A 21,538-nucleotide genomic window follows, 5' to 3' on the forward strand; every position below is an offset into this window, starting at 1 on the left:
GGGAGGGGGTCAGCCCTCTGTGGGTAGGGCGGGTCCCTTGGAGAGCCGGTGGTGGCCGTCGGCAGGGCGGGTGAAGTGCGGTCGGTGGAGGTGGTGGGAGGCGGTGCGTTCGATGATCAGGAGGGCGGCGTCGTCGGCGGGTTGGTCGCCGACGTGGGCGAGCAGGTCGTCGTGAATGTGGTGCAGCAGGGTGTCGGGGCTGGAGGTGGGGAAGGAGGCGACCCGGTCGGCGAGAGGGTAGAAGGCACCCGCCGGTGAGCGCGCTTCGATGACGCCGTCGGTGTAGAGCAGCAGGATGTCGCCGCATTCGAAGGTGAACGGGTCGGGCCGGTGGCTTGATGCGGGCAGTGCGCACATGCCCAGCGGGGGTATGGGGTGGCGGGCCTGCAGGACCGTGACCTTGCCATCGTGCAGCAGCAGGGGCGGTGGATGGCCGCAGTTGATCAACTCGATTGGTGAGTCGTCGTCGGGGATGTCCAGTACGAGCGCGGTGATGAAGTGTTCGCCGGGGTCGTTCCTGGTATCGGCCACGTCCTCCAGATCGCGGCACACGCTCACCTCCAGAGCCGCCGTGAGCTCGGGCAACGTGGCGTACCGATGGGCACCCTCTCGAAACGCGCCCAGCACGACCGATGCCTCACCGATCGAGGCCAGGCCCTTGCCGCGCACGTCTCCGATGATCACCCGGGTGGAGGCATCCTCGGAGCGGGCGACCGCGAACAGGTCGCCTCCGATCTGGGTCTCGTCCTCGGCGGCCAGATACAGCCAGGCCACCCGCAACGGTCCGATCCGGCGGGGCGGAGGCCGCAGCAGAACCCGCTGCGCCGTCTCGGCGACCGATCGTGCGCGGCTCAGCTCCCGAGCACGCCGCTCCTGTACGTAGCAGACGAAAACCACCAGTGACGAGAGCACGAAAAGGGCGATGATCTGCGAGATGTGGTTGGTCGTCGTCAGCCCGCCGTGCAACACCGCGATGAATGCCTGGGCAGCCACCGCCAGAGCCCCCACCGCAGCGGTCAGCCGTGGCCCGGAGAAGGAGGCGGTGAGCGCGGGGGCGATCACCAGCAACGGCCCGAGATGGACATCGGCAGGAGAGCGGATGTCCACCACGGTGATCACTACGATCAGCGCGAGCGGAATCGCCACCAGCCCGCGGCCCGACGACTGCTCCACGAGGCGGTCCACTGACACACGCCGGACGCCCACATCTCCCATATTGCCCCTGGTACCCGGGCGCCCGCTCCCCGGCGTCCACGCGATGGCGTGGTCGGCTGGTGAGCGGGGGGCTGCCGGCTGACATCTCGTGGCCATCGCGCATAAGACCCACCGCGGCTGTGCAGGTGCCCGCCTCGCTCCGGCCGTCAGCCGGCCTGCGGACGGCCGAGCGCTTCGGTCCCATCGCGGATCGCCTCGGCCGTCGTCCGGGCGTGTACGCCGACCACGCTCAGATGAGTGCCGGGGACGTCCACCGTGTCGTGGGGTCGAGGCCAGGACGACCACGACGACCAGTGCTCCGGTCTTTGCGGCAGCGGCTGCGTGGTGCGCACCAGCAGGGTGGGAACCTCGGTCGGTTCAGGCTGCCGGCCCCGGAACGTCCGGGGTACGCGCCCAGCGTCAGCAGCGTCCGGTCGTCCACCATGGTGGCGAACCGCTCACCCACCGCCAGCGGGATCCGGGCGGGCAGGGCCGGCAGCGACGGCTCGGCTTCCCGGTCCGGGGTGATGCGATAAGCGTCCACCAGGACGATTCCGGCCGGAGGAGCGCCCTCGGCCGCCAGAGGCGTCGTGACCGCGTGCGCGGCCGCACCGCCCATGGAGTGGTCACGACGACGTACGGGCGGTCGCCGAGATGGCGCCGCACGGTCCGCGCCGGCGAGGGAGCCGGTGCCGGAGCAGGCTGGTTCACGTCCAGGGCCGCGGTCGACGGTCGGCATACGCCGGTCTGGGATGCTGGTGTGGTGTCGACCACCGCGCGGATATCCGAGCCCGTCACCCCGGACGCCCCCACGGCCTTGAAGCGGCCGTTGCTCACTCAGCAGTGGCTCGATCTCGCCTTCGTCCACTGGGCTGTCGACCCGGCCGATGTCGCCGGGCTGTTGCCGGACGGAACCGTCCCCGACGTGCTCGACGGGATCACCTACGTCGGCCTGGTCGCTTTCCGGATGCACCGGGTCGGCTGGCTCGGGTCGCCGGGGGTGCCGTATCTGGGCACGTTCCCGGAGACGAACGTGCGCCTGTACTCCGTGGACGCACATGGCCGGCGCGGCGTGGTCTTCCGGTCGATGGACGCCGCCAGGCTCGTGCCCGTAGTGATGGGAAGGGCCGGCTTCCGGCTTCCGTACGTGTGGTCCCGCATGGCCGTCCATGCCGACGACGACCTCATCACCTACACCAGCTCCCGGCGCTGGCCCGGGCCGCGCGGCGCGTACAGCCGGATCGTCGTGCGCCGGGGTGAACCGGTAGCGGAACCCACCGAGTTGGAGCACTTCCTGACCGCCCGCTGGGGCATGCACAACACGTTCTTCGGCGACACCGGATATCTGCCGAACGAGCATCCGCGCTGGCCGCTGCACCGCGCGGAGCTCCTCGCGTGCGAGGAGAACCTGCTCGCAGCGGCCGACATGCCCACGCCGCTGGGCGAACCGGTCAGCGTCCTGTACTCACCGGGCGTCCCGGTCCGGCTCGGGCGTCCGGCCCGGCCGGGTGGCATCCCGACCCCCTGAGCGCGCCGACCCCGGGTCCTTCTGGAGCCTGAGAGGGCCCTGGGCCAAGCTCTTCGATCACGTCAGGGCAAATCCCCAAGTGGCCTTTGAACACGTGCCGGAGGCGACGGCACCACCTCCGCCCCGATTGCCGGGGCGGAGCCTCGATGCGTGGGAAGTGCGCTCGGGTGCGGGCGAGTGCAGACCATGGGGGTGCGGCGGACCGGGTACGGCGAGCCGATCCGGTCGCCGCCAGGGCGGGGTGGCAACCGTATTCGGTTGCCGGTCGGCGGTTACGCCGAAGGCCTGTCAGGGTCGGACAGGCTTGCCCCGTCCCCAGCCCCAGGCGAGCCGGTCGGCGCCTGACTGGTTGGTGGTGGCCAGCCACGGCCGGGCGGGATCGCCTGTCAGGGTCTGCAGCGAGTAGGTGTCGTCGGTACGCAGGCCGGGCCAGTAGACGGAACCCATCTTGAGCTGGCGGAAGGTGTCGGTGACGGCCTGAACGTAGTTGATGTAGTTGTTGGAGGGAGCCGGCTTGTTGTAGTCGAGGCCGGTGGTCATCGGGGCGCCGAACTCGTCGGCGACGGTCCGGCCCGCGCAGTCACCGATGCGCTCCTTGAGGTCGGCCACCCACTGGTCGTAGGTGGCGTAGTCCTTCCAGAACCCGTAGTGGTGCAGCGACAGGTAGGTGCCCTTCAGGCGCGGATCGGCGCAGACGGAGGTGACGTGGTCGTTGTAGCCGGCGCCGCTGACGAACACCCGGTTGCGGGGGACCGAGGGGTAGGTGGCCAGCCATCGCGCGGCGATGTCGGCCCACTCGGCGTCGGTGTAGCCGTGGGGCTCGTTCATCGGCTCGAAGTAGACCCGCGGATCGTCCTTGTACGCGTCGACCACGGTGTTCCACATGGGCCAGTAGGTGGCAGGGTCGTCGATGAAGCCGTCCTTGCGGGAGCCCGTGCCCTCCCAGTAGGAGACGATGACCTTGAAGCCCTTGGCCGACGCCGCGTCGATGACCGCGCGATACGACTTCCAGTAGGCGCCGTTGACGGTGTACGGGTTGATGGGCAGCCGTACGGTGTTGGCGCCGAGGTTCGCGCGGAATGCCGAGATCACCCGGCTCGCCTTGGCGTAGGTCTGTGCGTAGCTGTCGGAGGTCGACAGGCCGGACAGCACGACGGGGTCGTCGGCGAAGTTGTCGCGGGGATCGGCCCAGTTGACCCCCTTGAACTGGGTCGTGTCTCCGCTCGGCGCGGCGTAGGCGGGGCTGCCGGCGATGGTTGTGCCGCTGGTGCCCGCGATCAGGATGGCCACGAAGGCGGCCCGCAGCCGCGGGGTGAAGCGGGTTCTGGCGGGGATTTTGCGCATCGACTTGCCCTTTCAGAGGATGGCGACTCGGCGCATGGCGGAGCCTGCGCGTGGCTGAGCGGCCGTCGGAAGGTGTGCCGGGCCGGACGGATGGTGTCGGCTCGCCGTTGGTGGGCCCTGCGATGACCGGGTGGTGTACCGGTTGGCGGCGTGGGGGAGTGCTGCGTGTGGTCCTGGCGCCCGCGCCCCCGGCTCTACTTGATGGAGGCCTCCTGCGAGGCAGCTTGTTCTGGAGGTCAAGTCCTCTCTGCCTCACCAACCTCCCAACAGCATGTTTACGTAAACACGCTTCGGCAGAGCTTCGCCAGGACTCGGCTCGGATGGATGTTTACGTAAACATGGCGGCGCCGGAATCGTGGCATCCGGCACAGCGATCGTCAAGGTTTCCCGCGCGTTACGTCGTTGCGTTGTGTGGCAGGTTCTCGGACCCGGGTTCGAGGGAGCGGATGGCGGGGTGATGGACCGGAACGGGCGGGAGCACGGGGTTCCATGCTCAACACCCGGCGCACGCAGTCGCATTGACTGCTCGTCACGCCTGCTGGGATGGTTCGGTTCCGCCGCCGGCGAATCAAGGTCGTTCGCGAAGTGCAGACCCCTTTGCGGTCTCGGCAGGTCACCCCTGCGCCCCCCGCCACCCGCGACATACCGGTCATAGTTACCGACTTGAACCAAGTCCTGCTAGTACGGTCCGCGTTGTATTCGGTGGGAATGTCTGCACGGCGGAGTGATGATGCATCAGACGGATGAGTCGGTGGGGGCGACGCCCACGGCCGTGCTGCCTGCGGGCCCCAGCGGCGCATCGCAGACCCGCGTCCCCCGCCGCCGTCTCCTCGTCATCGGGCTCGGGGCGGCGGTCGGGTGGGGCTTCGCGTCCGCGGCGGCCGAGCTCGCCCGCTCCGGGTGGCTGGGCGCCCCGGCCTTCGGGGCCTGGCGCACGGTGTGTCTCGCCATCACGGTCCAGGCCCTGCCGTTCCTGCTGCTCGGCACCGCGCTGTCCGGCGCGATCAACGCGTTCGTGCCGGCCTCTGTGTTCAGCAAGGCCCTGCCCAGTCGCCCCGCACTCGCCGTCCCGGTCGCCAGCGCCGCCGGTGTCGTCCTCCCGGGCTGCGAGTGCGCGTCGGTGCCGGTGGCGAACAGCCTGATCCGACGGGGCGTCACCCCGGCCGCGGCCTTCGCGTTCCTGCTCTCCGCCCCCGCCATCAACCCGGTCGTCCTGACCGCCACCGCCGTCGCCTTCCCCGGCAGCCCCGCCATGGTGGCCGCCCGGCTGCTCGCCTCGCTCGTCACCGCGGCCGTGATGGGCTGGCTGTGGCTCTGGCTGGGGCGCGAGGAGTGGCTGCGGCCCGCGGCCCGCCACACGGGTCATCACCCGGGGCACAGCCGCTGGAACGAGTTCCGCCGCGGCTTCCAGCACGACTTCCTGCACGCGGGCGGTTATCTCGTCCTCGGCGCGGTCGCGGCGGCCACCTTCAACGTCACCGTGCCGCGTTCGGTCCTCGACACGTTCTCCGGCTCGCCCTGGCTCTCCGTGCTGTTCCTGGCCGGGCTGGCGATCGTCCTCGCGGTCTGCTCCGAGGCCGATGCCTTCGTCGCCGCCTCGCTCGCCGGTTTCTCGCCCACCGCACGGCTGGCCTTCCTGGTGGTCGGCCCCATGGTCGACCTGAAACTGATCGCCCTTCAGGCGGGCACCTTCGGCCGGGCGTTCGCCCTCCGCTTCTCCACCGCGACCGTTGTCGTGGCGGTTGCGTGCAGCGTGCTGATCGGAGGAGCCCTGCTGTGAGACACCGCGTACAAGTACTGCTCCTGGTCCTCTGCGGGCTCGGCCTCCTGCACGCCTCCCTCTTCTCGGACCTGTATCTGCGTTACGTGAAGGCGGGCCTGCGTCCGGCGCTGATCGCCTCCGGCGCACTGCTCCTCGTACTGGGCCTGCTGGCGGCGGTCCTCGACGGACGGGCGGACGCGCACGAGCCCGCGTACGACGGCCGTGAAGGCGAGCACGAGCACGAGCGCGACCACGACCGTGTCGGCGGTCATGGTCATGGCGGTCACCACGACCACTCCACCACGCCCCGGATCGCCTGGCTGCTGTTCCTTCCCGCCCTCAGCCTGCTCCTCTACGCGCCTCCCGCACTCGGCGCGTACACCGCTTCACGGGCCAACGAGAAGGCCGTCAAGGAGCAGAGCCGGTTCGACCGGCTGCCGGCGACCTCGCCGCTGCCCATCACCCTCACGGACTTCACCCAGCGGGTGCAGCAGGACCGGGAGCGGAGCATCGAGGGCCGCAGCCTGCAGATGACGGGTTTCGTCACGCCGGCGCGGCAGGGCGGCGGCTGGTATTTGACCCGGATCATCTTCAATTGCTGCGCCGCGGATTCGCAGTCCATCAGGATCCGGATGTACGGGGCGCCCGCACTGCCCCACGACACCTGGGTCTCCGTCACGGGAACCTGGCACCCGCAGGGCACGCTCGGCACCAAGTCGGCGGCCCCGGCTCTCGACGTCCGCGCCACCAAGCGGATCTCTCCACCGGTGAACGCCTATACGGACACCCTTCCGCTCACACCGTCGTGACCCTGGGCGACCGGGCCTGCCCGTTGCCCCGAGAAGCTCATTCCTCCAGGATCGGTCCGGTCACTGACCGCGCCCAGCGCGGTGCTGACGGTGGCGATGATCGCCCCGTCGGTCCCGATGGAGGCGAAGGAGCGGAGGAGCCGGTGCTGAAGAAGAGGCACCGAATCCGGGCCAGGACCTTCCGGCAAGGCGGGAATGCGGTGACCGGGGCCGCTGTTACAGCACACGTAGCTGACATGCGCGAGTCAAGACCGCGTGATGTGGGCGGAAGGAGGACCTCATGGCACGCAACAGTGCGCGTCCCGTCGTCACGCTGAGGTCGACGGCCGGGACCGGCGTCACCTACGTGACGCGCAAGAACCGTGTGAACGACCCCGACCGGCTCGTACTGCGCAAGTACGACCCGGTGGCCGGCGAGCACGTCCCGTTCCGCGAGGAACGCTGAACCAAGCCCGGCGCCACCGGGCGGACAGTCGCAGGGAAGGAAACCGTATGAGGCCCCGTATTCATCCCGTATCCGGGCCGGTCGTCTTCCGTGACCGCGCCGCGGGTGTCGCGTTTCTGACTCGTTCGACCGCGCACTCGGCGAGGACGATCGAGTGGGAGGACGGCACCAGCTACCCGCTGATCGATGTCGAGATCTCGTCGGCGAGCCATCCGTTCTACACCGGGACCTCGCGGGTCGTGGACACCGCCGGCCGTGTGGAGCGCTTCGAGCGTCGCTACGGCCGCGTGGCCTCGGCCCGGCGCTGACCGCGGGTCGTGTCCAGCAGAAGGAGAGCAGAGCCATGAAGGTGCGCAAGTCCTTGCGATCGTTGAAGTCCGAGCCCGGGGCGCAGGTGGTCCGCCGGCGGGGCGTGGTCTTCGTCGTCAACAAGAAGAACCCGCGGTTCAAGGCCCGCCAGGGCTGACACCCGGGGAGATGACGGCCGGCCCGGTCCTCGCACCGCGCGAGACCGGGACGGCCGTCCGCACGGTGTCACCCATCGTCGTCACGCCGATGGCGCCCGGACGGGGCATCACATCGCCTTCATCCGTGCTTCGTCGTCGTCAGGCCGGTGCCAACGCCCTGCGCAGAGGATGCTCGGCCTCGCTCGGCCGGAGCGGGCCGACCGGCTCCACAGATGACGAAGGTGACGCTGATCAGCAAGGCCCAGGAGATCGACTTCGACACCGAGACCGGTTCCCAGCCATGGAGCTGGTACGGGTATGTCCAGGCCCCGAGATAGGTGGCGATGTTCTCGGCCGGCCACAGGAAGAAACCGATCAAGGCGAAGAACAGCGCCAGTGGCATTCGGTGCCGCCTTCTGCCTACCGAGTAGTGCACCCATGTCCCTGTGGTCACGACCAGCAGCAGGGCGCCGAGTGGCAGGCGAAGGTCCGGCAGCCAGTGATGGCTCACGAAGTTGACGTACAGACCGACGGCCGGCACGGCGGTACCGCGGGCTCGGTAGCCGGTGAGCGTCAGGTCGAACAACCGCCAGGACCGGCAGACACAGCTGCCGACCGCGGCATACATGAAGCCTCCGTACAGCGGTGCGCCGGCGACCTTCGCCACTCCTGGTTCGGGACAGCTCCACGATCCCACCCGCACTTTCACCAGTTCGAAGGCGAGCCCCAGGATGTGGCAGACGGCCACGACGACCATCTCCCGCCTGGTCTCCCATCCCAGCACGTAGCCCACGCCGGTGAGCAGGACGCCGTACGCGAGCAGCAGGTCATAGCGCGCCACCGGCAGCGGAGGGAGGAGTTTCGAGGCCGCCATACCGGCGAACAGGGCGACGGCGAACGCGCAGCAGCGCGCCTGCAGCCATCCGAACCAGGCCAACTGCCGACTGATCATTCCGGCGCCGCACATGATCGTGTGCATGCTCATGGAGAGTGGTCCGGCAGGGCCAGGCGTTGGTCCGTCTTCACGGTCTTGACCGTGCTGTAGTGGGCGGCGCCGGCCTTCTTGAACTGGAGCTCGACCGGCTGGCCCATGAACCCCTGGTAGGCGAGGTCTTGTCCTGCCGGAGAGCGACGGCGCACGCCGTGAAGAGGTCCTGCTCCCGCTCCGGCGGCGGGACCGGTTGTCAGTGCCCGGCGGTTCGGAGCCTGATGCGATGCTCACGCGGCTCTCTGTCCGGGCCGGTTGACGCTACCGGCCGAGTAGCGGCAGTACGGGAAAGGCGTGGTCCTGCCAGATGAGGCGGGAGGTCTCCTCCGGGTAGGCGGTGACGGCCGGCCGGGTGTCGAAGAGCTGTACGAGGCGTTGTCCGGTGTCGTACGCGGGCCAGCCGGGGTCGCCGTGGGCGGCGAACGCCGTCCATGCGGCGCGCATGCGGGTGGACAGCGCCTCTGCCTCCGGGGACGGGCCTTCGCCGATCAGCACGGCAGGCTGGCCGCGGTCCAGGTTGCCGAAGACGAGCGGCACGTCGAGGCCGTGGCAGGCGCCGAGGCCGCCGCCCATGCCCGGGGCGGGCCATGTCAGCTCGTAGACGTGGGCGCGGCCGCCGGCGGCGGTCTGGGCCTCGGCGAGGTGCAGGCTCGGCATGCGGAACAGCCGGTCGGAGTGGACCAGTTCGTACAGCTCGTCGGGGCCCGCGGCCGGAAAGCCGTCGAGGTAACGGCGTGCGCCGTCCTGGCCGGGGCCGAAGACGTGCAGGGCTGTCGCCGCCTGCTCCTGTGTCACCTGGCCGAGCAGGCCGTCGAGCGCGGTGAGCAGCCGCTGTTCGTCGCGGGTGTGGCCGACGAGGAGTTCGATGTCCCGGCCGGCGCCGTTGGTCAGGGCCTGCCATGGAGTGACCGGCAGAGCATCACCCTCGACGACCGGCGAGAACAGGATCGACCTGTGCGCGACCTGACCCCAGCGGTCCGCCCACTGGGCCATCTTGGCGCCGACCGCATCACCGGCGGCGGACAGCCGGGCCGGGTCCACCGTGGACAGGTCGGCCACCGTGGGCCTCAGCCCCAACTCGGCGGCGCAGGAGGCGGCGATGTCGGCGGCGAGCTCCGGCGAGAAGAACGTGCCCTGCACACTCTGCGCGACGGCCCGGCCGAAGAGCCCGGCCGCACTCGGCATCGCCAGCAGCGCGGCGACCGACCCGGCGCCCGCCGACTGGCCGAAGACCGTGACGCGGTCCGGGTCGCCGCCGAAGGCCCGGATGTTGTCACGCACCCACTCCAGAGCGGCGACCTGGTCAAGCAGACCCCGGTTGGCGGGCGCCCCCTCGATCTGCGCGAAACCCTCAAGACCCACACGGTAGTTGAACGTCACCACGACGACGCCGCTCTCACGCGCCAGGCGGCCGCCGTCGTACTCGGGAAGACCGGACATGCCGATCGTGTAGGCGCCGCCCTGGATCCACACCATCACCGGCAACCCTGCGCCGGGGCCCGGCTCGGGCGACCAGACGTTGACCGTCAGCCAGTCGTCGCCCAACGCGTCCTGCGCCAGCGCGTCCATGCCGAAATGGCCGCCCTGAGGGGGCGGCGGTCCGTACGACACCGCCGCCCGCACCCCGTCCCATCCCCGTACCGGCCGCGGCGCGGCGAAACGCAGCGAGCCGACCGGCGGCCCGGCGAACGGGATGCCGCGGAAGACCGTCACATCCGCCTCCCGGGTGCCGCGCAGCGCCCCGGCCGCCGTGCGGACTTCGGGCTTAGCCCCGGACGACTCGGACGCGACAACGGTCATCACAACTCCCTCTCCGGCAGGCGGAGCGCGATCACAGGGGTTCGCGTCGGCCCGGACACTCCGGATCGTCCCGTTGCATCAAGATGCGCGCCAGTCATTTACGGATGGCCCGGACTCATGGAACAGGGCGCCACCGACCAGAACCCCGATGATCAGGTCGACACCCTGCTGTGGGCACCACGAGAACATCCACATCGACAAAGTGAGTGGCGGCGCGAAGGCGCCGCGGCCGACGGTCGACCTCGTCGTGCAGCTGCTGCGCGACGGCGACACGTTGAAGGTCAGCCGGCTCGACCGGCTCTCCCCCTGACCTGCTGACGGTGCCTCAGAGGGCCTTGCGCGTCACCACCTTGCCGGTTCACGACCGTGTCAGCTCACCACCAGGAGATGGGGTAGATCCCTCGCTGCAGACGGGCGGAGACCATCTGCACCACGACGAGCAGCACCGCACCGGCGGCCAAGAGGGGCACGAAGCGGCCTGCAGGCGGACTGGTGAGCATGATCATGACGGCGGTCGCCATGGCTGGCGGATGGGCCGCCTTGAGTACGAGCACAAGTCCATAGGCGATCCCGCAGGCCACGGCAGCGGCCCAAGGGCCGTGCCAACCGAGGGCGAGCACCGCGAAGCAGACGAGGCAGGACAGCATGTGGCCGCCGATGACATGGCGGGGCTGCGCCAGAGGCGAGTCGGGAGTCGCGGTGACGATCGCCATCGTGGCCGCGAGCGGCGGTACGAGCACCGTCTGGTGCGTGAGCGTCCCCGCGGCCACCAGTACGGCCAACCCGACCGACGTAGTGATGGCCGCCGACGCGACCGTGCGCCAGGGCAGCCGGAGTTCGTCGGATTTCCACCGGCGAATCGCGGGCCGCTTCGCCGGGCGGGCCAGGGTATCCACGGTTTCCGGTATCCCGGGCGCGTCACATGCCATGAATGGGGCATTCTGCTCCGGATGGAAGGCCGAGAGCCCCTGAGCGGCCCGACCGCCCGGTAGCCTGCGTCCGCGTCAGGCGGAGAGGGGACGCGATCCCTGGACCGGCCGGCGGTGTGCACACCTGCGGGGCGCACGGAATCAGCATGCGAACTCCTCGGAAACATCCCCGCTTCCGGCCACGGCGGCTCGTCGTCCGTGAAGACGGAGATCATGCCCAGCATCCTGACCTTGCCGGCCAATGCCTGTCCAAGCCCGCTTCCTTATCGTTCGATCGAGGTCCTCTATCGAACGGCTCCCGCGGGTGCTGGTGCCCGTTCGAGTCGTCCTTCGGGTGCTTGGAGCCCGCCCGCCCGGAGCCATCGCCCCGGGCCGGTGCCCGTGTCCGGATAGGCGAGTGTCAGAGGTTCACGGACTTCATGCCGGCCTCGTCGTAGCGCTCCCCGGCGGGCTTCGGAAGTTCGGCCTCGATTCGGGCCAGGTCCTCCTTCGTCAGCTCCACGTCCACAGCGCCGGCGTTCTGATCGAGATAGGTGCGGCGCTTGGTGCCCGGGATCGGGACCAGGTCGTCGCCTTGCGCCAGCACCCAGGCGATCGCCAGCTGCGCCGCCGTCACGTCCTTCTCCGCGGCGATTTCCTTCACCTTCTCCGCGAGCCTGAGGTTCGCCTCCAGGTTGCCGCCGGTGAAGCGGGGGCCACTGCGGCGGAAGTCGCCCTCCTCGAGTTCGTCGGGGGAGGAGAACCGGCCCGCGAGGAAGCCGCGGCCCAGGGGCGAGTAGGGGACGAACCCGATTCCGAGTTCCCGGCAGGTGGGCAGGACCTCCGCCTCCGGATCGCGTGTCCACAGGGAGTATTCGGTCTGCACCGCCGTGATCGGGTGAACGGCGTTCGCACGGCGGATGGTCTCCGGCCCCGCCTCGCTCAGACCGATGTGGCGCACCTTGCCCTCGGCGACCAACTCCGCCATGGCGCCGACGGTCTCCTCGATCGGCACGTCAGGGTCCACGCGGTGCTGGTAGTAGAGGTCGACATGGTCGGTTCCGAGCCGCTTGAGCGAGCCGTGAATCGAGCTGCGCACATGCTCGGCGGAGCCGTCCTGGCGCCCGATCGTGCTGATGTCGCCCGCAACGGCGTCGTCCATCCGGTAGTTGAACTTCGTGGCGATCACGTACTGGTCGCGGTGTCCCTTGATGGCCCGACCGACAAGTGTCTCGTTGGTGAGCGGCCCGTAGAGTTGCGCGGTGTCGAGGAAGTCGATGCCCAGATCGAGGGCGTGTCGGATGGTCTTGATGCCCTCGTCCTCGTCGGTCGTGCCGTAGAAGGCGGACATCCCCATGCAGCCGAGGCCGATGGCTGACACCTGGAGGTCTCGCAGCCTGCGCTGGTCCATGTGAGTTCCAACCTTTCCTGCAGAGTTGATCTTCGCTCAGGGAAGTGCGCGGCGGACGCCGCGAACTCCCGACGGCCTCTCCGCCCCTTCATCCATTTAGCTGTGGATTCCCTGCGTCGGCATCTCGATGCCGCGGACCCCGCGAGGACGATCGCCCGTTGCAGCATCTGGGCTTGAGGGCAGAGTGGGCCATCACGGTGTTTCGCGACGGCGAACGGACCCTTCTTTCATCGTGTTCGGCTGCCGAGTGCGGAGCGGGGACGTCGGGCGGCCATAAGCGTGGCGTATACCCGATGTACGCGATGCGACTGCGCAAAAGCTGCGTGACAGCTCGATGCGGTGGTTGTGTGGAAGGGCGGTGCGGGGCAGCGCCAACCGACACAAGGAGCCTTGATGCCCGCCAGAGCCCCGGCGATTTCGGCGCTTTCCAGAACATCGCGATGAGCCGCAGTGAATCGGGCGTGCTCACCGTCCGCTTCCACACCGACGGCGGTCCGGCGACGTTCACCGGTCAACTGCGCACCGACCTCCCGTGGGCGCTTTTCGAGATCGGTGAGGACCGGGACGACCGAGTGCTCGTCCTTCAGTTCCTCCCGCCGAGACAGCTCTGCTGTGGGAGCGGATCGACGTGTCTGCTCTACGGCCGCAACCACCTCCAGGACCCACCGACCACAGACGGCCCAGTCACCGGTGACGACCTGGCACCCTCTTCCCGGGCTTTTGACCCATGGACACAGCAGCTCCGCCGCTTGGTGCCACCGGCACCCAGCAATTCCTTGAACGAATGAATGATCAACCCGATCGCCCCGGCCCGGATCCCCGATGCTCACCGCCTCGGCACCGACATCCTGATCCTGCCGACAGCGCGGGAGGCGCCAAAGCATTCCTGACACACCTGCGTACCTTGCACGTCCGCGGCGGGTGGACCGGCCGGTATCCCGTCCGGCGGGGGATCGTTCGTGCCGTCGGTGCCGTCCGGGGTCCCCTTCGTCCCCTCTCCTGCGGTGGGAGGCACCGTCCGCCGGAAGACACCCCACAGGTCGTCATGTACGAACCGCTCACTCAGTCAGACCCCGCCAGGTAGTACTCGACGAGTCGTCGGCGCCGAGAGAGAAGGCGCCAAGAGCAACGGCGTCGTCCTGGGCCGAGCCGTCGTCACGCCGGGGCTCCCGGGTCGGCTGCCCCGTCGTCCGGGAAGAGCGCCTCCGCGTCGGCAAGCGACAGGCCGGGCCCCTCATTGGCGTCCGGCAGTGCCTGTTCGGCCCAGATCACCTTGCCCTGGGGCGTGTACCGGGTGCCCCAGCGCTCGGTTATCTGCGACACCAGGAACAGGCCCCGGCCTCCCTCGTCCATCGTCGCGGCGTAGCGCAGATGAGGCGAGGTGCTGCTGCCGTCGGCCACCTCGCAGATCAGCGTACGGTCGAGGATCAACCGCACGTGGATCGGCTCGGTGCCGTAGCGGATGGCATTGGTGATGAGCTCGCTCAGGACGAGTTCCATGCTGAAGCCGAGCTCGGATAGACCCCACTCGTCGAGCTTTTGGGACACGGCGTCGCGCATCCCAGAGACGGCGGCCGGGTCGAGCGGCACATCCCAGTCGGCGATCCGGTCGGGCGGCAGCCCCCGGATGCGGGCGATGAGCAGAGCGACGTCGTCCTTGGGACGCCCGGGCAGCAGTTCGTCCAGGACAGCCTGGCAGCTCTCCTCGGGCGGCCGGTCGGGGTGGCCCGCCAGTGCCTGGCGCAGCATTTCCATTCCCACGTCCAGGTCACGCCTGCGGTCCTCGATGAGGCCGTCGGTGTACAGGACGAGTTGGGCGCCCTCCGCGAGCTCCAGTTCGGCGGTCTGGAACGGCATGCCGCCCAGGCCCAGAGGCGGCCCGGTCGGCACGTCCGGGAAGGTGACGGTTCCGTCGGGTTGGACGAGCGCGGGCGCCAAGTGCCCCGCCCGCGCCATGACGCAGCGGCGCGTCACGGGGTCGTAGATCGCGTACAGACAGGTGGCGCCCAGGATGCCCGCGGCGCCATCCGTACTCTCCTCGTCCAGGTCGATACGGCCGACCAGGTCGTCCAAATGGCTCAGCAGCTCATCGGGCGGCAGATCGAGCGTGGAGAAGTTGTGCACCGCGGTCCTCAGACGGCCCATCGTGGCGGCCGCATGCAGGCCGTGGCCGACCACGTCGCCGACGACCAGTGCCACCCGGCTCCCCGGCAGGGGGATCACGTCGAACCAGTCCCCGCTCACGCCCGACTGGGCGGGGAGGTAGCGGTAGCCGACCTCGACGGCGCTCTGCTCGGGCAGGGCCCGCGGCAGCAGGCTGCGCTGAAGGGTGACCGCCAGGGCGTGCTCGCGTGTGTAGCGGCGGGCGTTGTCGATGCTGACCGCGGCACGGGCCACCAGTTCCTCCGCCAGCGACAGCTCTTCCTCGTCGAAGGGTTCGTGCTCCTTGGAGCGCCAGAAGTTGGCCATGCCCAGCACGACGCCGCGGGCCTGGATCGGGGCGGCGATGAGGGAATGGATGCCGTAGTCGATGATCTCCTTGGTGCGCTCCGGGTCCTGCGCGTGCCAGCCCGTGGCGGTCGACAGGTCGGTCACCAACTCGGCGTGGCCGCTGCCGTAGCCGCGCGCCTGGGGCGTGGACGGCAGAAAGTCGATCAGCCGGCCCTTTTCGTAGAGCGGATGGTCGTCCCGGATGCCGTAGACGGCGGTGCGTCGGATGTCAGTTGCCGTGGGGGCAGGCTCCTCGCCGTGCAGGACGGCGTCGGCCAGGTCCACGGTGACGAAGTCGGCGAACCGGGGGACCGGAACCCGCGCCAGTTCGTCGGCGGTGCCCAGCACGTCCAGAGTCGTGCCGATGCCGAGCCCGGCGTCGTAGAGCAGTTTGAGACGTTCCCGCGCGATCTCAGCCCTGCCGGTCAACGCCTGCAGCTCGGTGGAGTCGCGCAGCGTCACCACCGTTCCCCTGGGACCTTCGTAGCGATCCATGGGGCGCTGGTTGACCGCCAGCAGCCGCTCTCCGGCGAAGTGCACCTCGTCAGTGGCCTCGCGCCCGGAGTCGAGCAGCGCCACCGTCTCGGGGTCGAGGCTCGACAGCTCCGACACGCGCCGTCCCTCGGCGTCCGGGGGCAGCTCCAGCAGCCGTCGCGCCTCGTCGTTCGCCAGCAACAGCCGCCCGTCGTCGGCGACGATGAGCACCCCTTCGCGCACGGAGTGCAGCACCGCGTCGTGGTGGTCGTACATGCGGGTCATCTCGTCCGGGGCCAGGCTGTGGGTCTGCCGCCGCAGCCGCCTGCTCACCAGTGCCGTCCCGCCTGTGGCCAGCACGAGCGCCCCGGCCCCGGTGCCCAGGATGATCGGTAGTTGCCGCCAGACCTGATGGGTCACGTTCTTGACCTTCAGCCCGGCGGAGACGAGGGCCACCACCTTGCCGTTCTCGTTCTCGATGGGGACGGTGGCCTGTACCTCGTGGCCCAGCGGGCCGTGGACGCTTTCCGTGTACACCTTCCCCGCCAGCGACGGCGCGATGTTGCCCACGAACCGCTTTCCGATGCGATTCGGCAGGGGATGGGTGTAGCGGATGCCCTTGGTGTCCATGACCACGATGAAGTCGACACCGGCAGCCTTGCGCCCCGCCTCGGTGAGCGGCTGGAGAATCTTGGTCGGTTCAGGGGTCTGCAGTGCCGCAAGGACACCGGGAGAGTGTGCGAACGTCTGCGCGACGGCTATGGAGCGGCGTATGGCCTCGGCGGTGGTGTCCCGTTTCGACTGCAGGGCGAGGGCGAACACGCCGCAGGCCACGAGCAGCACTACCAGGGCCACCTGGAAAACGAAGACCTGCCCGGCTACGCTTCGCGGGCTCTTTGTGACCAGTGGCCTCAGCGACATGCGTCGAAAACCGGCGAAACGATTCGCCATGTGACCTTTCTAGCACTGGCGATCCCGAGTGGCCATGCCCCCGTCGAGGAGCGATCCCCGCCTGGCTCGGCCTCGGACGCGTGCTCAGGCATGCGTTGCGCGGCCTGCGCCGCGGTGGCCGGGTCGGCGGGATCCTGTGCGCGCCTGCCTCGCATCTCCCGGAAATGGGCGGAGGTGAGCTGCGCGGCGAACCATGATCGGATCGGCGGGTGCGAGGTCGTTTCACTCCCGGCGGTCTTCGTCGCGCTGCCGTATCTCTCGATCGAGCGGACCGCGCTTCCGCGGTTCGATTGGTCGATCGCCACGCATGAAGTGCATGATCCACCAAAGCTCGATGCCCGCTTTGACCGATATGATGCACTTTGTGATCATGTCTGGACGGCTGCGGCACCGTCGTCCCTCCTACGGCGGCCGGTGGGAGGTCGCCCGGCTGTCGCCGTTGATCCTTACCGCCCTCATCGCCGGCCTGGCGTTCTCCACCCCCAGGGAGATCGCCTTCAGCCGCCTACTGCCCGCCGCGCCGGCTCTTGCCGCCGCAATGTGGCCCGTGCTCCCCACGATCCTGTTGGGGACGTTCTGCCTGCTGGTCATGATCAGCCTCAGCTTCTTCTACACCGACCTGGGGACGCAGTACACATCGGCTGCGATCATCGCGGTCACCTTGGCGGCCGCATACGCAAGCCATGTCCGACTCCAGCGGGAGGAAATACTCCTCCAGGTCCGGCTCGTCGCGGACGCAGCCCAGAAGGTGCTGCTGCGCCCCCTGCCGCGCCGCATCGAGGACGTCGAGATGGAGTCGCTGTATCTGGCGGCCCAGGAGCAGGCCCGGATCGGCGGCGACTTCTATGAAGCGGCCGGCACACGGTACGGGGTCCGGTTGCTCATCGGCGACGTTCGGGGCAAGGGTCTGTCCGCCGTGGGGGCGGCCTCGGCAGTGATCAACTGCTTCAGGGAGGCCGCGTACGACGAGCCCGATCTGCGGGACATCATCCATCGCCTCGAGACCAGCATCGCCCGCCATAGTGCTGCGTTTCCGACCCAGGATCGGCCGGAGCACTTTGCCACCGCTCTCATCGCCGAGATCCCACGCGGTGGCGGCCACGTCAAAATTCTCAATTGCGGGCACCCCCCGCCACTGCTTGCGCATCGCGGGAAGATCCGCGTCCTGGAGCCCACCATCGCCTCGCCGCCTCTCAATCTCGCAGCGCTCATCGGCGAGCACTATTGCGTCGACACCGTCGCCTTCGTCCCAGGTGACCAGTTGCTGCTCTACACCGACGGCGTATCGGAAGCCCGGGACCGCACCGGCGAGTTCTTTCCGCTGCCGGAGTGGATGCGGCGCCAGGGCCCGGAGCCGCCGCGCGAGCTGCTCGACCGGCTTCACCGGGACCTGCTCGACTACAGCGGCGGAAGGCTCGACGACGACATCGCGGCCCTCGCGGTGAGGTGCCCGAACACCCTGGGCCAGGAGCACAGACCCTAGGTGGCTGGATGCCGTGGGTGGGACGTACTGATCGGCCGGGCACAGCACCCGGGTCACAGCCCGTAGGACTGGATCACAACCCGTACGACTGAGCGAGGACGAAGCAGAGGGCGCCGGCGGACATGTTCGCCGGGCCATAGTGACCGTGGGGGCTTTGGCTTCAGCCTCACGTGTGCCGGCCGTTCCCGCGGAATCCGTTCGCGTCGGCGTGAGCTCGTACGCCACCACTACGGCGCTATGGGATGATCACGGCACCCGGACAGAACTCCGGACCCCGCGTTTACGAGTCGTTGCTCGCGAGCGCCTGCGACGCAACCGATGGATGACAGGCCGGAGGGCGGGGTACGTATGGTGCCGCGCGCCGTCGCGCACACCACCCCTTTGCTGAAGGACTGCCGACCTTGGATCTCGCGCACCCCGAAATTCCCGCCGCACGCCGCCCGGGACGGATGTGGACCATCAGGGTCTCCGGCCACAGCGACCGTACCGCCTCCGTGACGTGCTCCTCCCCATGCGGCATGCCGCCCCGCTCCCGTGACCTGGGAGCGCTGCGCCGCTTTGCCGAAGCCCACGCGGCCGCGCACGCCCGGGCGGCCAGCGTGCACCCGGACGCCGCCTGTGCCTGCCGGCAGGCAGAGTGCGCAGCCCACGAGGGGAGTCAGGTGCACTGCGCGGGCAGCGTGGTCCTGGTCCTGCGCCACGACCCGGCCGTCGGTCAGGTCTGGACTCTGCTGGAAGTGTGCGCGGCGTGCGCCCCGTTGATGACCCACACCCGTGTCGTCGGCCGCGCCCTGCCCCGTACGCGCGAGCCGGCCACGTCGGCCGCGCAGACGTCGGCGCCTGCCGCCGCGGCGACGGCACCGGTGGTGCCCAGCGGCTTCAGCGCCCCGACCGGGCCGGGCTTCAGCAGTGCCGAGACACCCTCTGTGCCGTCGCGTCGTCGCTCGGGTGGCCGTGGCGGCCGTCCTCAGCCCCGGCGAGGCCGACGGGACCAGGACGGGTTCAGGGGCTAGGGCGGGCTTTGGGATCCTCCCGGGAGAGCGGGGTTTGGAACGCACGCCCCCAAGCTGGGCTTGCTCGAGCAGGGAGGTGCTCACTCCGGCGTTGTCGTCGGTTGCCGACCCTCCGAGTTCTCGACTGCGCTCGAACGGGGGGTGGACCAGAGGGACCCCATGGCGTCGACGTCCTCCTCCACCGTGCAGCCGCACGCGCCAAGCCCCGCTCACCGGCACTGGTCAGGCCCCGCGGCTCAAAGCCGGCCTGATCCGAAGGCGCTCTAGGTCAGGACAGCCGGCTTGAGTACCTCCTCGCACCACTGGCGGAAGCCGGTCGGCGCGGACTCGGGTGTGCTCGGCTCGAGGTCACCGTAGAAGCCCTGGTCGTTCAGGGCTTCCGCCATGTCGGCCAGTCCCTGCGCCCAGGCCTCGCTCGCCCCGAAGCGCAGCGCCGTCGCCTTGTAGTCCGCGCTGCTGGTCCGTTGGACGCGTACCGGGCGGTCGAGCACCTCGGAGACGACCCGTGCCATGCCCTCGGGAGACAGGTCGTCGGGTCCGACCAGCGGGACGTCGTCCTGCCCGGTCCAGGAGCCGTCGAGCAGCAGCCGGGCCGCCGTGGCGGCGATGTCGCGGGTGGCGCAGGTGCGCAGAACGCGGTCCTCCGCCAGTGCCAGGAAGAACACACCCGCGTTGCGGATCGACTCCGCCTGGCCCAGCAGGTTGTCCATCAGGAACGGCGGGCACAGCGCCCGGTAGTGCGCACCCGTGGCCGCGATCGCCTCGTCCATGACGAGCGACGCCGATATCTGCCCGGCGTTCTTCGCCACTCCGCGGCCCAGGGTCGAGACGCCGACGACCCGCTCGACGCCGTGGCGCCCGATCACCTCGCGCAGTGGCTCGGTGAAGTCGTGGAAGTGGCCCTCGACGCTGTCGGCCGCGGGTGTCGGGGGCACCAGCCAGAACAGGCGGTCGGCGCCGGCGCATGCCTCCTTCAGGACGGCGGGATCGGCGTGCGATCCCTGTACGACCTCGACGTGTTGGCGCACTCGCGCGGAGAGGCGAGCGGGGTCGCGGGCGATCACCCGGATCCCCGCTGTGCCGTCCGGAGCGTCGAGGAGACGGTCGAGGACCTGTCGGCCGATCTGGCCGGTCGGGGTGGTGACGACGATCATGAACAACTCCAAGAGGGATGCTTCACTGGATGTCGTCGAGCCTGCTGCGTGGCGCGCCCGAACTGAAGGATCGATCCGCTCCGGCTTGTTACCCTCAAGGTAATACCGATCGGAGGGGGAGAGCGTGGAATCCCGCCCGCTGCGCTACTTCGTCGCCGTCGCCGAGGAGCTCAACTTCGCCCGCGCCGCCGAGCACCTGGGCATCTCCCCGCCACCCTTGTCGCGCGCGATCCGCCAGTTGGAGTCGGAGATGGGCGTCACCCTCTTCGAGCGGACGACCCACCGCGTGGTGCTGACCCGGGCCGGAACGGTGCTCCTCGCGGAGGCGAGGATCGCTCTGGACGCCCTGCAGGCCGCCGGGCGGCGGGCACAGCGCGCGGCCGCCCCGGAGCCGCAGCTGGTCCTGGCGGTCAAGGCCGACGGGGACGCGGGACTGCTGGAGCCGATCCTGGCACGCTTCGAGTCCGAGCCTGCGGCCGTACCGGTCGCCGTGCGGCTGTGCGACTGGCAGGAACAGCCGCGACTCCTGCGCCAGGGGGAAGCCGATGCGGCCCTGGTCCACGAGCCCTTCGACCACACCGGCCTGGACACCGAGACGCTGGCCACCGAACCGCGCGTCGCGGCCCTCGCCGCGACCCACCCGCTCGCCGCCCGGGACCGCCTGACCCTCGCCGACCTCGGCCTGCGCCCCGGCGACGTGCATCGGTACCTGGACGAGATCCGCAGTGCGGGCCGCGACCTCGCCCAACTGCTCACACTCGTCGCACTGGGCGACGTCGTCCCCCTGCTGCCCGCCTCCGTCGCCGCCCGCTACCCGCGCCCGGGCGTCGTCTACCGGCCGATCCCGGACGCCCCGCCCGCGGTCCTCGTCATCGCCTGGCCGCAGCAGTCCCGTTCGACGGCCACGGCGGCGCTCGTGCGCGCCGCGGCGTCCGTGGCCGATGCCGTGCGGGACCGGCACGCGGGTTAGTACTCCAGCACTACCTTGACGTTTTCCCTGGTCAAAGATGATTCGGGTGAGTGTGGCGGCTGATGTCCCGTCAGTACTTGCTGCTGGGACCCCCTTCCAGCATGCGGTCGGCCGCCACTCCTTGCCGTAGGCGGCATCCGCGGTCACCCAGGCGATCGGCAGCGGAGGGGCGAGCGCCCGCAGCACCATCGCCTTGGCCAGGTCGGGCTTGGCGGCGAAGGCCGGTTCGTCGGATGTCCCTCCGCTTTCGAGCCGGCATGCCGTCCTCGGCCGGCACAGCACCCACCGCGGGAAGCGAGTCTCCCGTGGCGCTGCCGTCATGACGGCAGGCGCGACGACGTGGATCACTTCGGTCCGGTCCCAGGTCC

General features: G+C 69.7%; 21 protein-coding genes. 11 read left to right on the forward strand and 10 right to left on the reverse strand.

Annotated features, from left to right (window positions below; translation table 11 throughout):
• Positions 1-9: 9 nt before the first annotated feature.
• Together AB5J53_RS46855 and AB5J53_RS46860 are read right to left on the reverse strand one after the other, a co-directional pair.
• The gene (locus tag AB5J53_RS46855) at positions 10-1,173 is read right to left on the reverse strand and encodes a PP2C family protein-serine/threonine phosphatase (RefSeq protein WP_369251673.1); all 1,164 of its coding nucleotides are present in this window, start codon (positions 1,171-1,173) and stop codon (positions 10-12) included.
• A gap of 188 nt (positions 1,174-1,361) precedes the next feature.
• On the reverse strand, positions 1,362-1,547 hold the full coding sequence (locus tag AB5J53_RS46860) for a hypothetical protein (protein WP_369251674.1): 186 nt from the start codon (positions 1,545-1,547) through the stop codon (positions 1,362-1,364).
• 410 nt (positions 1,548-1,957) lie between these two features.
• Here AB5J53_RS46860 and AB5J53_RS46865 point away from each other — a divergent pair, with 410 nt between their 5' ends.
• Positions 1,958-2,722 carry a YqjF family protein gene (locus AB5J53_RS46865; RefSeq protein WP_369251675.1) on the forward strand — a complete coding sequence of 255 codons (765 nt, stop codon included), beginning with the start codon at positions 1,958-1,960 and terminating at the stop codon, positions 2,720-2,722.
• 288 nt (positions 2,723-3,010) lie between these two features.
• Here AB5J53_RS46865 and AB5J53_RS46870 read toward each other — a convergent pair whose 3' ends face one another.
• A complete protein-coding gene (locus AB5J53_RS46870) occupies positions 3,011-4,066 on the reverse strand; it encodes a glycoside hydrolase family 5 protein (protein ID WP_369251676.1) in 1,056 nt (351 codons plus the stop codon).
• Positions 4,067-4,796: 730 nt separating this feature from the next.
• Here AB5J53_RS46870 and AB5J53_RS46875 point away from each other — a divergent pair.
• The 5 genes from AB5J53_RS46875 to ykgO all read left to right on the forward strand — a co-directional run bounded on the left by AB5J53_RS46875 (position 4,797) and on the right by ykgO (position 7,548).
• Positions 4,797-5,846: a permease gene (locus AB5J53_RS46875; RefSeq protein WP_369251677.1), complete on the forward strand. Its 1,050-nt coding sequence runs from the start codon at positions 4,797-4,799 to the stop codon at positions 5,844-5,846.
• Positions 5,843-6,637, forward strand: a complete 795-nt coding sequence (locus tag AB5J53_RS46880; RefSeq protein ID WP_369251678.1) for a TIGR03943 family protein — start codon at positions 5,843-5,845, stop codon at positions 6,635-6,637. Before AB5J53_RS46875 ends, AB5J53_RS46880 begins: the two co-directional genes overlap by 4 nt.
• Before the next feature lie 280 nt (positions 6,638-6,917).
• Positions 6,918-7,082: a 50S ribosomal protein L33 gene (gene rpmG, locus AB5J53_RS46885; RefSeq protein ID WP_369251679.1), complete on the forward strand. Its 165-nt coding sequence runs from the start codon at positions 6,918-6,920 to the stop codon at positions 7,080-7,082.
• A 47-nt stretch (positions 7,083-7,129) separates the two neighbouring features.
• Positions 7,130-7,390, forward strand: coding sequence for a type B 50S ribosomal protein L31 (locus AB5J53_RS46890; RefSeq protein WP_369251680.1), 261 nt, complete (start codon positions 7,130-7,132; stop codon positions 7,388-7,390).
• 35 nt (positions 7,391-7,425) lie between these two features.
• Positions 7,426-7,548, forward strand: a complete 123-nt coding sequence (gene ykgO, locus AB5J53_RS46895; RefSeq protein ID WP_369251681.1) for a type B 50S ribosomal protein L36 — start codon at positions 7,426-7,428, stop codon at positions 7,546-7,548.
• A 119-nt stretch (positions 7,549-7,667) separates the two neighbouring features.
• Here ykgO and AB5J53_RS46900 read toward each other — a convergent pair whose 3' ends face one another.
• The 3 genes from AB5J53_RS46900 to AB5J53_RS46910 form a co-directional block, all read right to left on the reverse strand.
• Positions 7,668-8,513 (reverse strand): DUF817 domain-containing protein, encoded by an 846-nt coding sequence (locus AB5J53_RS46900; RefSeq protein WP_369251682.1) that lies wholly within the window; start codon positions 8,511-8,513, stop codon positions 7,668-7,670.
• A complete protein-coding gene (locus tag AB5J53_RS46905) occupies positions 8,510-8,668 on the reverse strand; it encodes a hypothetical protein (RefSeq protein ID WP_369251683.1) in 159 nt (52 codons plus the stop codon). The genes AB5J53_RS46900 and AB5J53_RS46905 overlap by 4 nt, the downstream gene beginning before the upstream one ends.
• 109 nt (positions 8,669-8,777) lie before the next feature.
• Positions 8,778-10,316, reverse strand: a complete 1,539-nt coding sequence (locus tag AB5J53_RS46910; protein ID WP_369251684.1) for a carboxylesterase/lipase family protein — start codon at positions 10,314-10,316, stop codon at positions 8,778-8,780.
• Positions 10,317-10,464: 148 nt separating this feature from the next.
• On the opposite strand from AB5J53_RS46910, the gene AB5J53_RS46915 reads away from it, so the two are divergent.
• Positions 10,465-10,626, forward strand: a complete 162-nt coding sequence (locus tag AB5J53_RS46915) for a recombinase family protein (RefSeq protein WP_369251685.1) — start codon at positions 10,465-10,467, stop codon at positions 10,624-10,626.
• A 64-nt stretch (positions 10,627-10,690) separates the two neighbouring features.
• Here the strand turns inward: AB5J53_RS46915 and AB5J53_RS46920 are convergent, their stop codons facing one another.
• Both AB5J53_RS46920 and AB5J53_RS46925 read right to left on the reverse strand, forming a co-directional pair.
• On the reverse strand, positions 10,691-11,212 hold the full coding sequence (locus AB5J53_RS46920; protein ID WP_369251686.1) for an HPP family protein: 522 nt from the start codon (positions 11,210-11,212) through the stop codon (positions 10,691-10,693).
• 433 nt (positions 11,213-11,645) lie between these two features.
• Positions 11,646-12,635, reverse strand: coding sequence for an aldo/keto reductase (locus AB5J53_RS46925; protein ID WP_369251687.1), 990 nt, complete (start codon positions 12,633-12,635; stop codon positions 11,646-11,648).
• Positions 12,636-13,075: 440 nt separating this feature from the next.
• On the opposite strand from AB5J53_RS46925, the gene AB5J53_RS46930 reads away from it, so the two are divergent.
• Positions 13,076-13,423: a hypothetical protein gene (locus tag AB5J53_RS46930; RefSeq protein ID WP_369251688.1), complete on the forward strand. Its 348-nt coding sequence runs from the start codon at positions 13,076-13,078 to the stop codon at positions 13,421-13,423.
• A gap of 367 nt (positions 13,424-13,790) precedes the next feature.
• Here the strand turns inward: AB5J53_RS46930 and AB5J53_RS46935 are convergent, their stop codons facing one another.
• Positions 13,791-16,520 (reverse strand): SpoIIE family protein phosphatase, encoded by a 2,730-nt coding sequence (locus tag AB5J53_RS46935; protein ID WP_369252907.1) that lies wholly within the window; start codon positions 16,518-16,520, stop codon positions 13,791-13,793.
• A gap of 394 nt (positions 16,521-16,914) precedes the next feature.
• Between AB5J53_RS46935 and AB5J53_RS46940 the strand changes: the two genes are divergently transcribed.
• The gene (locus AB5J53_RS46940; RefSeq protein ID WP_369251689.1) at positions 16,915-18,033 is read left to right on the forward strand and encodes a PP2C family protein-serine/threonine phosphatase; all 1,119 of its coding nucleotides are present in this window, start codon (positions 16,915-16,917) and stop codon (positions 18,031-18,033) included.
• 401 nt (positions 18,034-18,434) lie between these two features.
• The gene (locus AB5J53_RS46945; RefSeq protein WP_369251690.1) at positions 18,435-19,046 is read left to right on the forward strand and encodes a hypothetical protein; all 612 of its coding nucleotides are present in this window, start codon (positions 18,435-18,437) and stop codon (positions 19,044-19,046) included.
• Between the two features lie 263 nt (positions 19,047-19,309).
• On the opposite strand, the gene AB5J53_RS46950 is transcribed toward AB5J53_RS46945, so the two are convergent.
• Positions 19,310-20,200: an NAD(P)H-binding protein gene (locus AB5J53_RS46950; RefSeq protein WP_369251691.1), complete on the reverse strand. Its 891-nt coding sequence runs from the start codon at positions 20,198-20,200 to the stop codon at positions 19,310-19,312.
• A gap of 124 nt (positions 20,201-20,324) precedes the next feature.
• On the opposite strand from AB5J53_RS46950, the gene AB5J53_RS46955 reads away from it, so the two are divergent.
• Positions 20,325-21,170 (forward strand): LysR family transcriptional regulator, encoded by an 846-nt coding sequence (locus tag AB5J53_RS46955; RefSeq protein WP_369251693.1) that lies wholly within the window; start codon positions 20,325-20,327, stop codon positions 21,168-21,170.
• The last annotated feature ends 368 nt before the right edge of the window (positions 21,171-21,538 follow it).

It is taken from the genome of Streptomyces sp. R41 (assembly GCF_041053055.1).
Lineage (GTDB): Bacteria > Actinomycetota > Actinomycetes > Streptomycetales > Streptomycetaceae > Streptomyces.

Bases quoted from the DNA above. Each gene is read 5' to 3' on its own strand.
- AB5J53_RS46875 (WP_369251677.1), top strand. From the start codon at position 4,797: ATGCATCAGACGGATGAGTCGGTGGGGGCGACGCCCACGGCCGTGCTG.
- AB5J53_RS46870 (WP_369251676.1), bottom strand. From the start codon at position 4,066: ATGCGCAAAATCCCCGCCAGAACCCGCTTCACCCCGCGGCTGCGGGCC.
- AB5J53_RS46950 (WP_369251691.1), bottom strand. From the start codon at position 20,200: ATGATCGTCGTCACCACCCCGACCGGCCAGATCGGCCGACAGGTCCTC.
- AB5J53_RS46925 (WP_369251687.1), bottom strand. From the start codon at position 12,635: ATGGACCAGCGCAGGCTGCGAGACCTCCAGGTGTCAGCCATCGGCCTC.
- rpmG (WP_369251679.1), top strand. From the start codon at position 6,918: ATGGCACGCAACAGTGCGCGTCCCGTCGTCACGCTGAGGTCGACGGCC.
- AB5J53_RS46935 (WP_369252907.1), bottom strand. From the start codon at position 16,520: ATGTCGCTGAGGCCACTGGTCACAAAGAGCCCGCGAAGCGTAGCCGGG.
- AB5J53_RS46900 (WP_369251682.1), bottom strand. From the start codon at position 8,513: ATGAGCATGCACACGATCATGTGCGGCGCCGGAATGATCAGTCGGCAG.
- AB5J53_RS46890 (WP_369251680.1), top strand. From the start codon at position 7,130: ATGAGGCCCCGTATTCATCCCGTATCCGGGCCGGTCGTCTTCCGTGAC.
- ykgO (WP_369251681.1), top strand. From the start codon at position 7,426: ATGAAGGTGCGCAAGTCCTTGCGATCGTTGAAGTCCGAGCCCGGGGCG.
- AB5J53_RS46915 (WP_369251685.1), top strand. From the start codon at position 10,465: ATGATCAGGTCGACACCCTGCTGTGGGCACCACGAGAACATCCACATC.
- AB5J53_RS46930 (WP_369251688.1), top strand. From the start codon at position 13,076: ATGAGCCGCAGTGAATCGGGCGTGCTCACCGTCCGCTTCCACACCGAC.
- AB5J53_RS46910 (WP_369251684.1), bottom strand. From the start codon at position 10,316: ATGACCGTTGTCGCGTCCGAGTCGTCCGGGGCTAAGCCCGAAGTCCGC.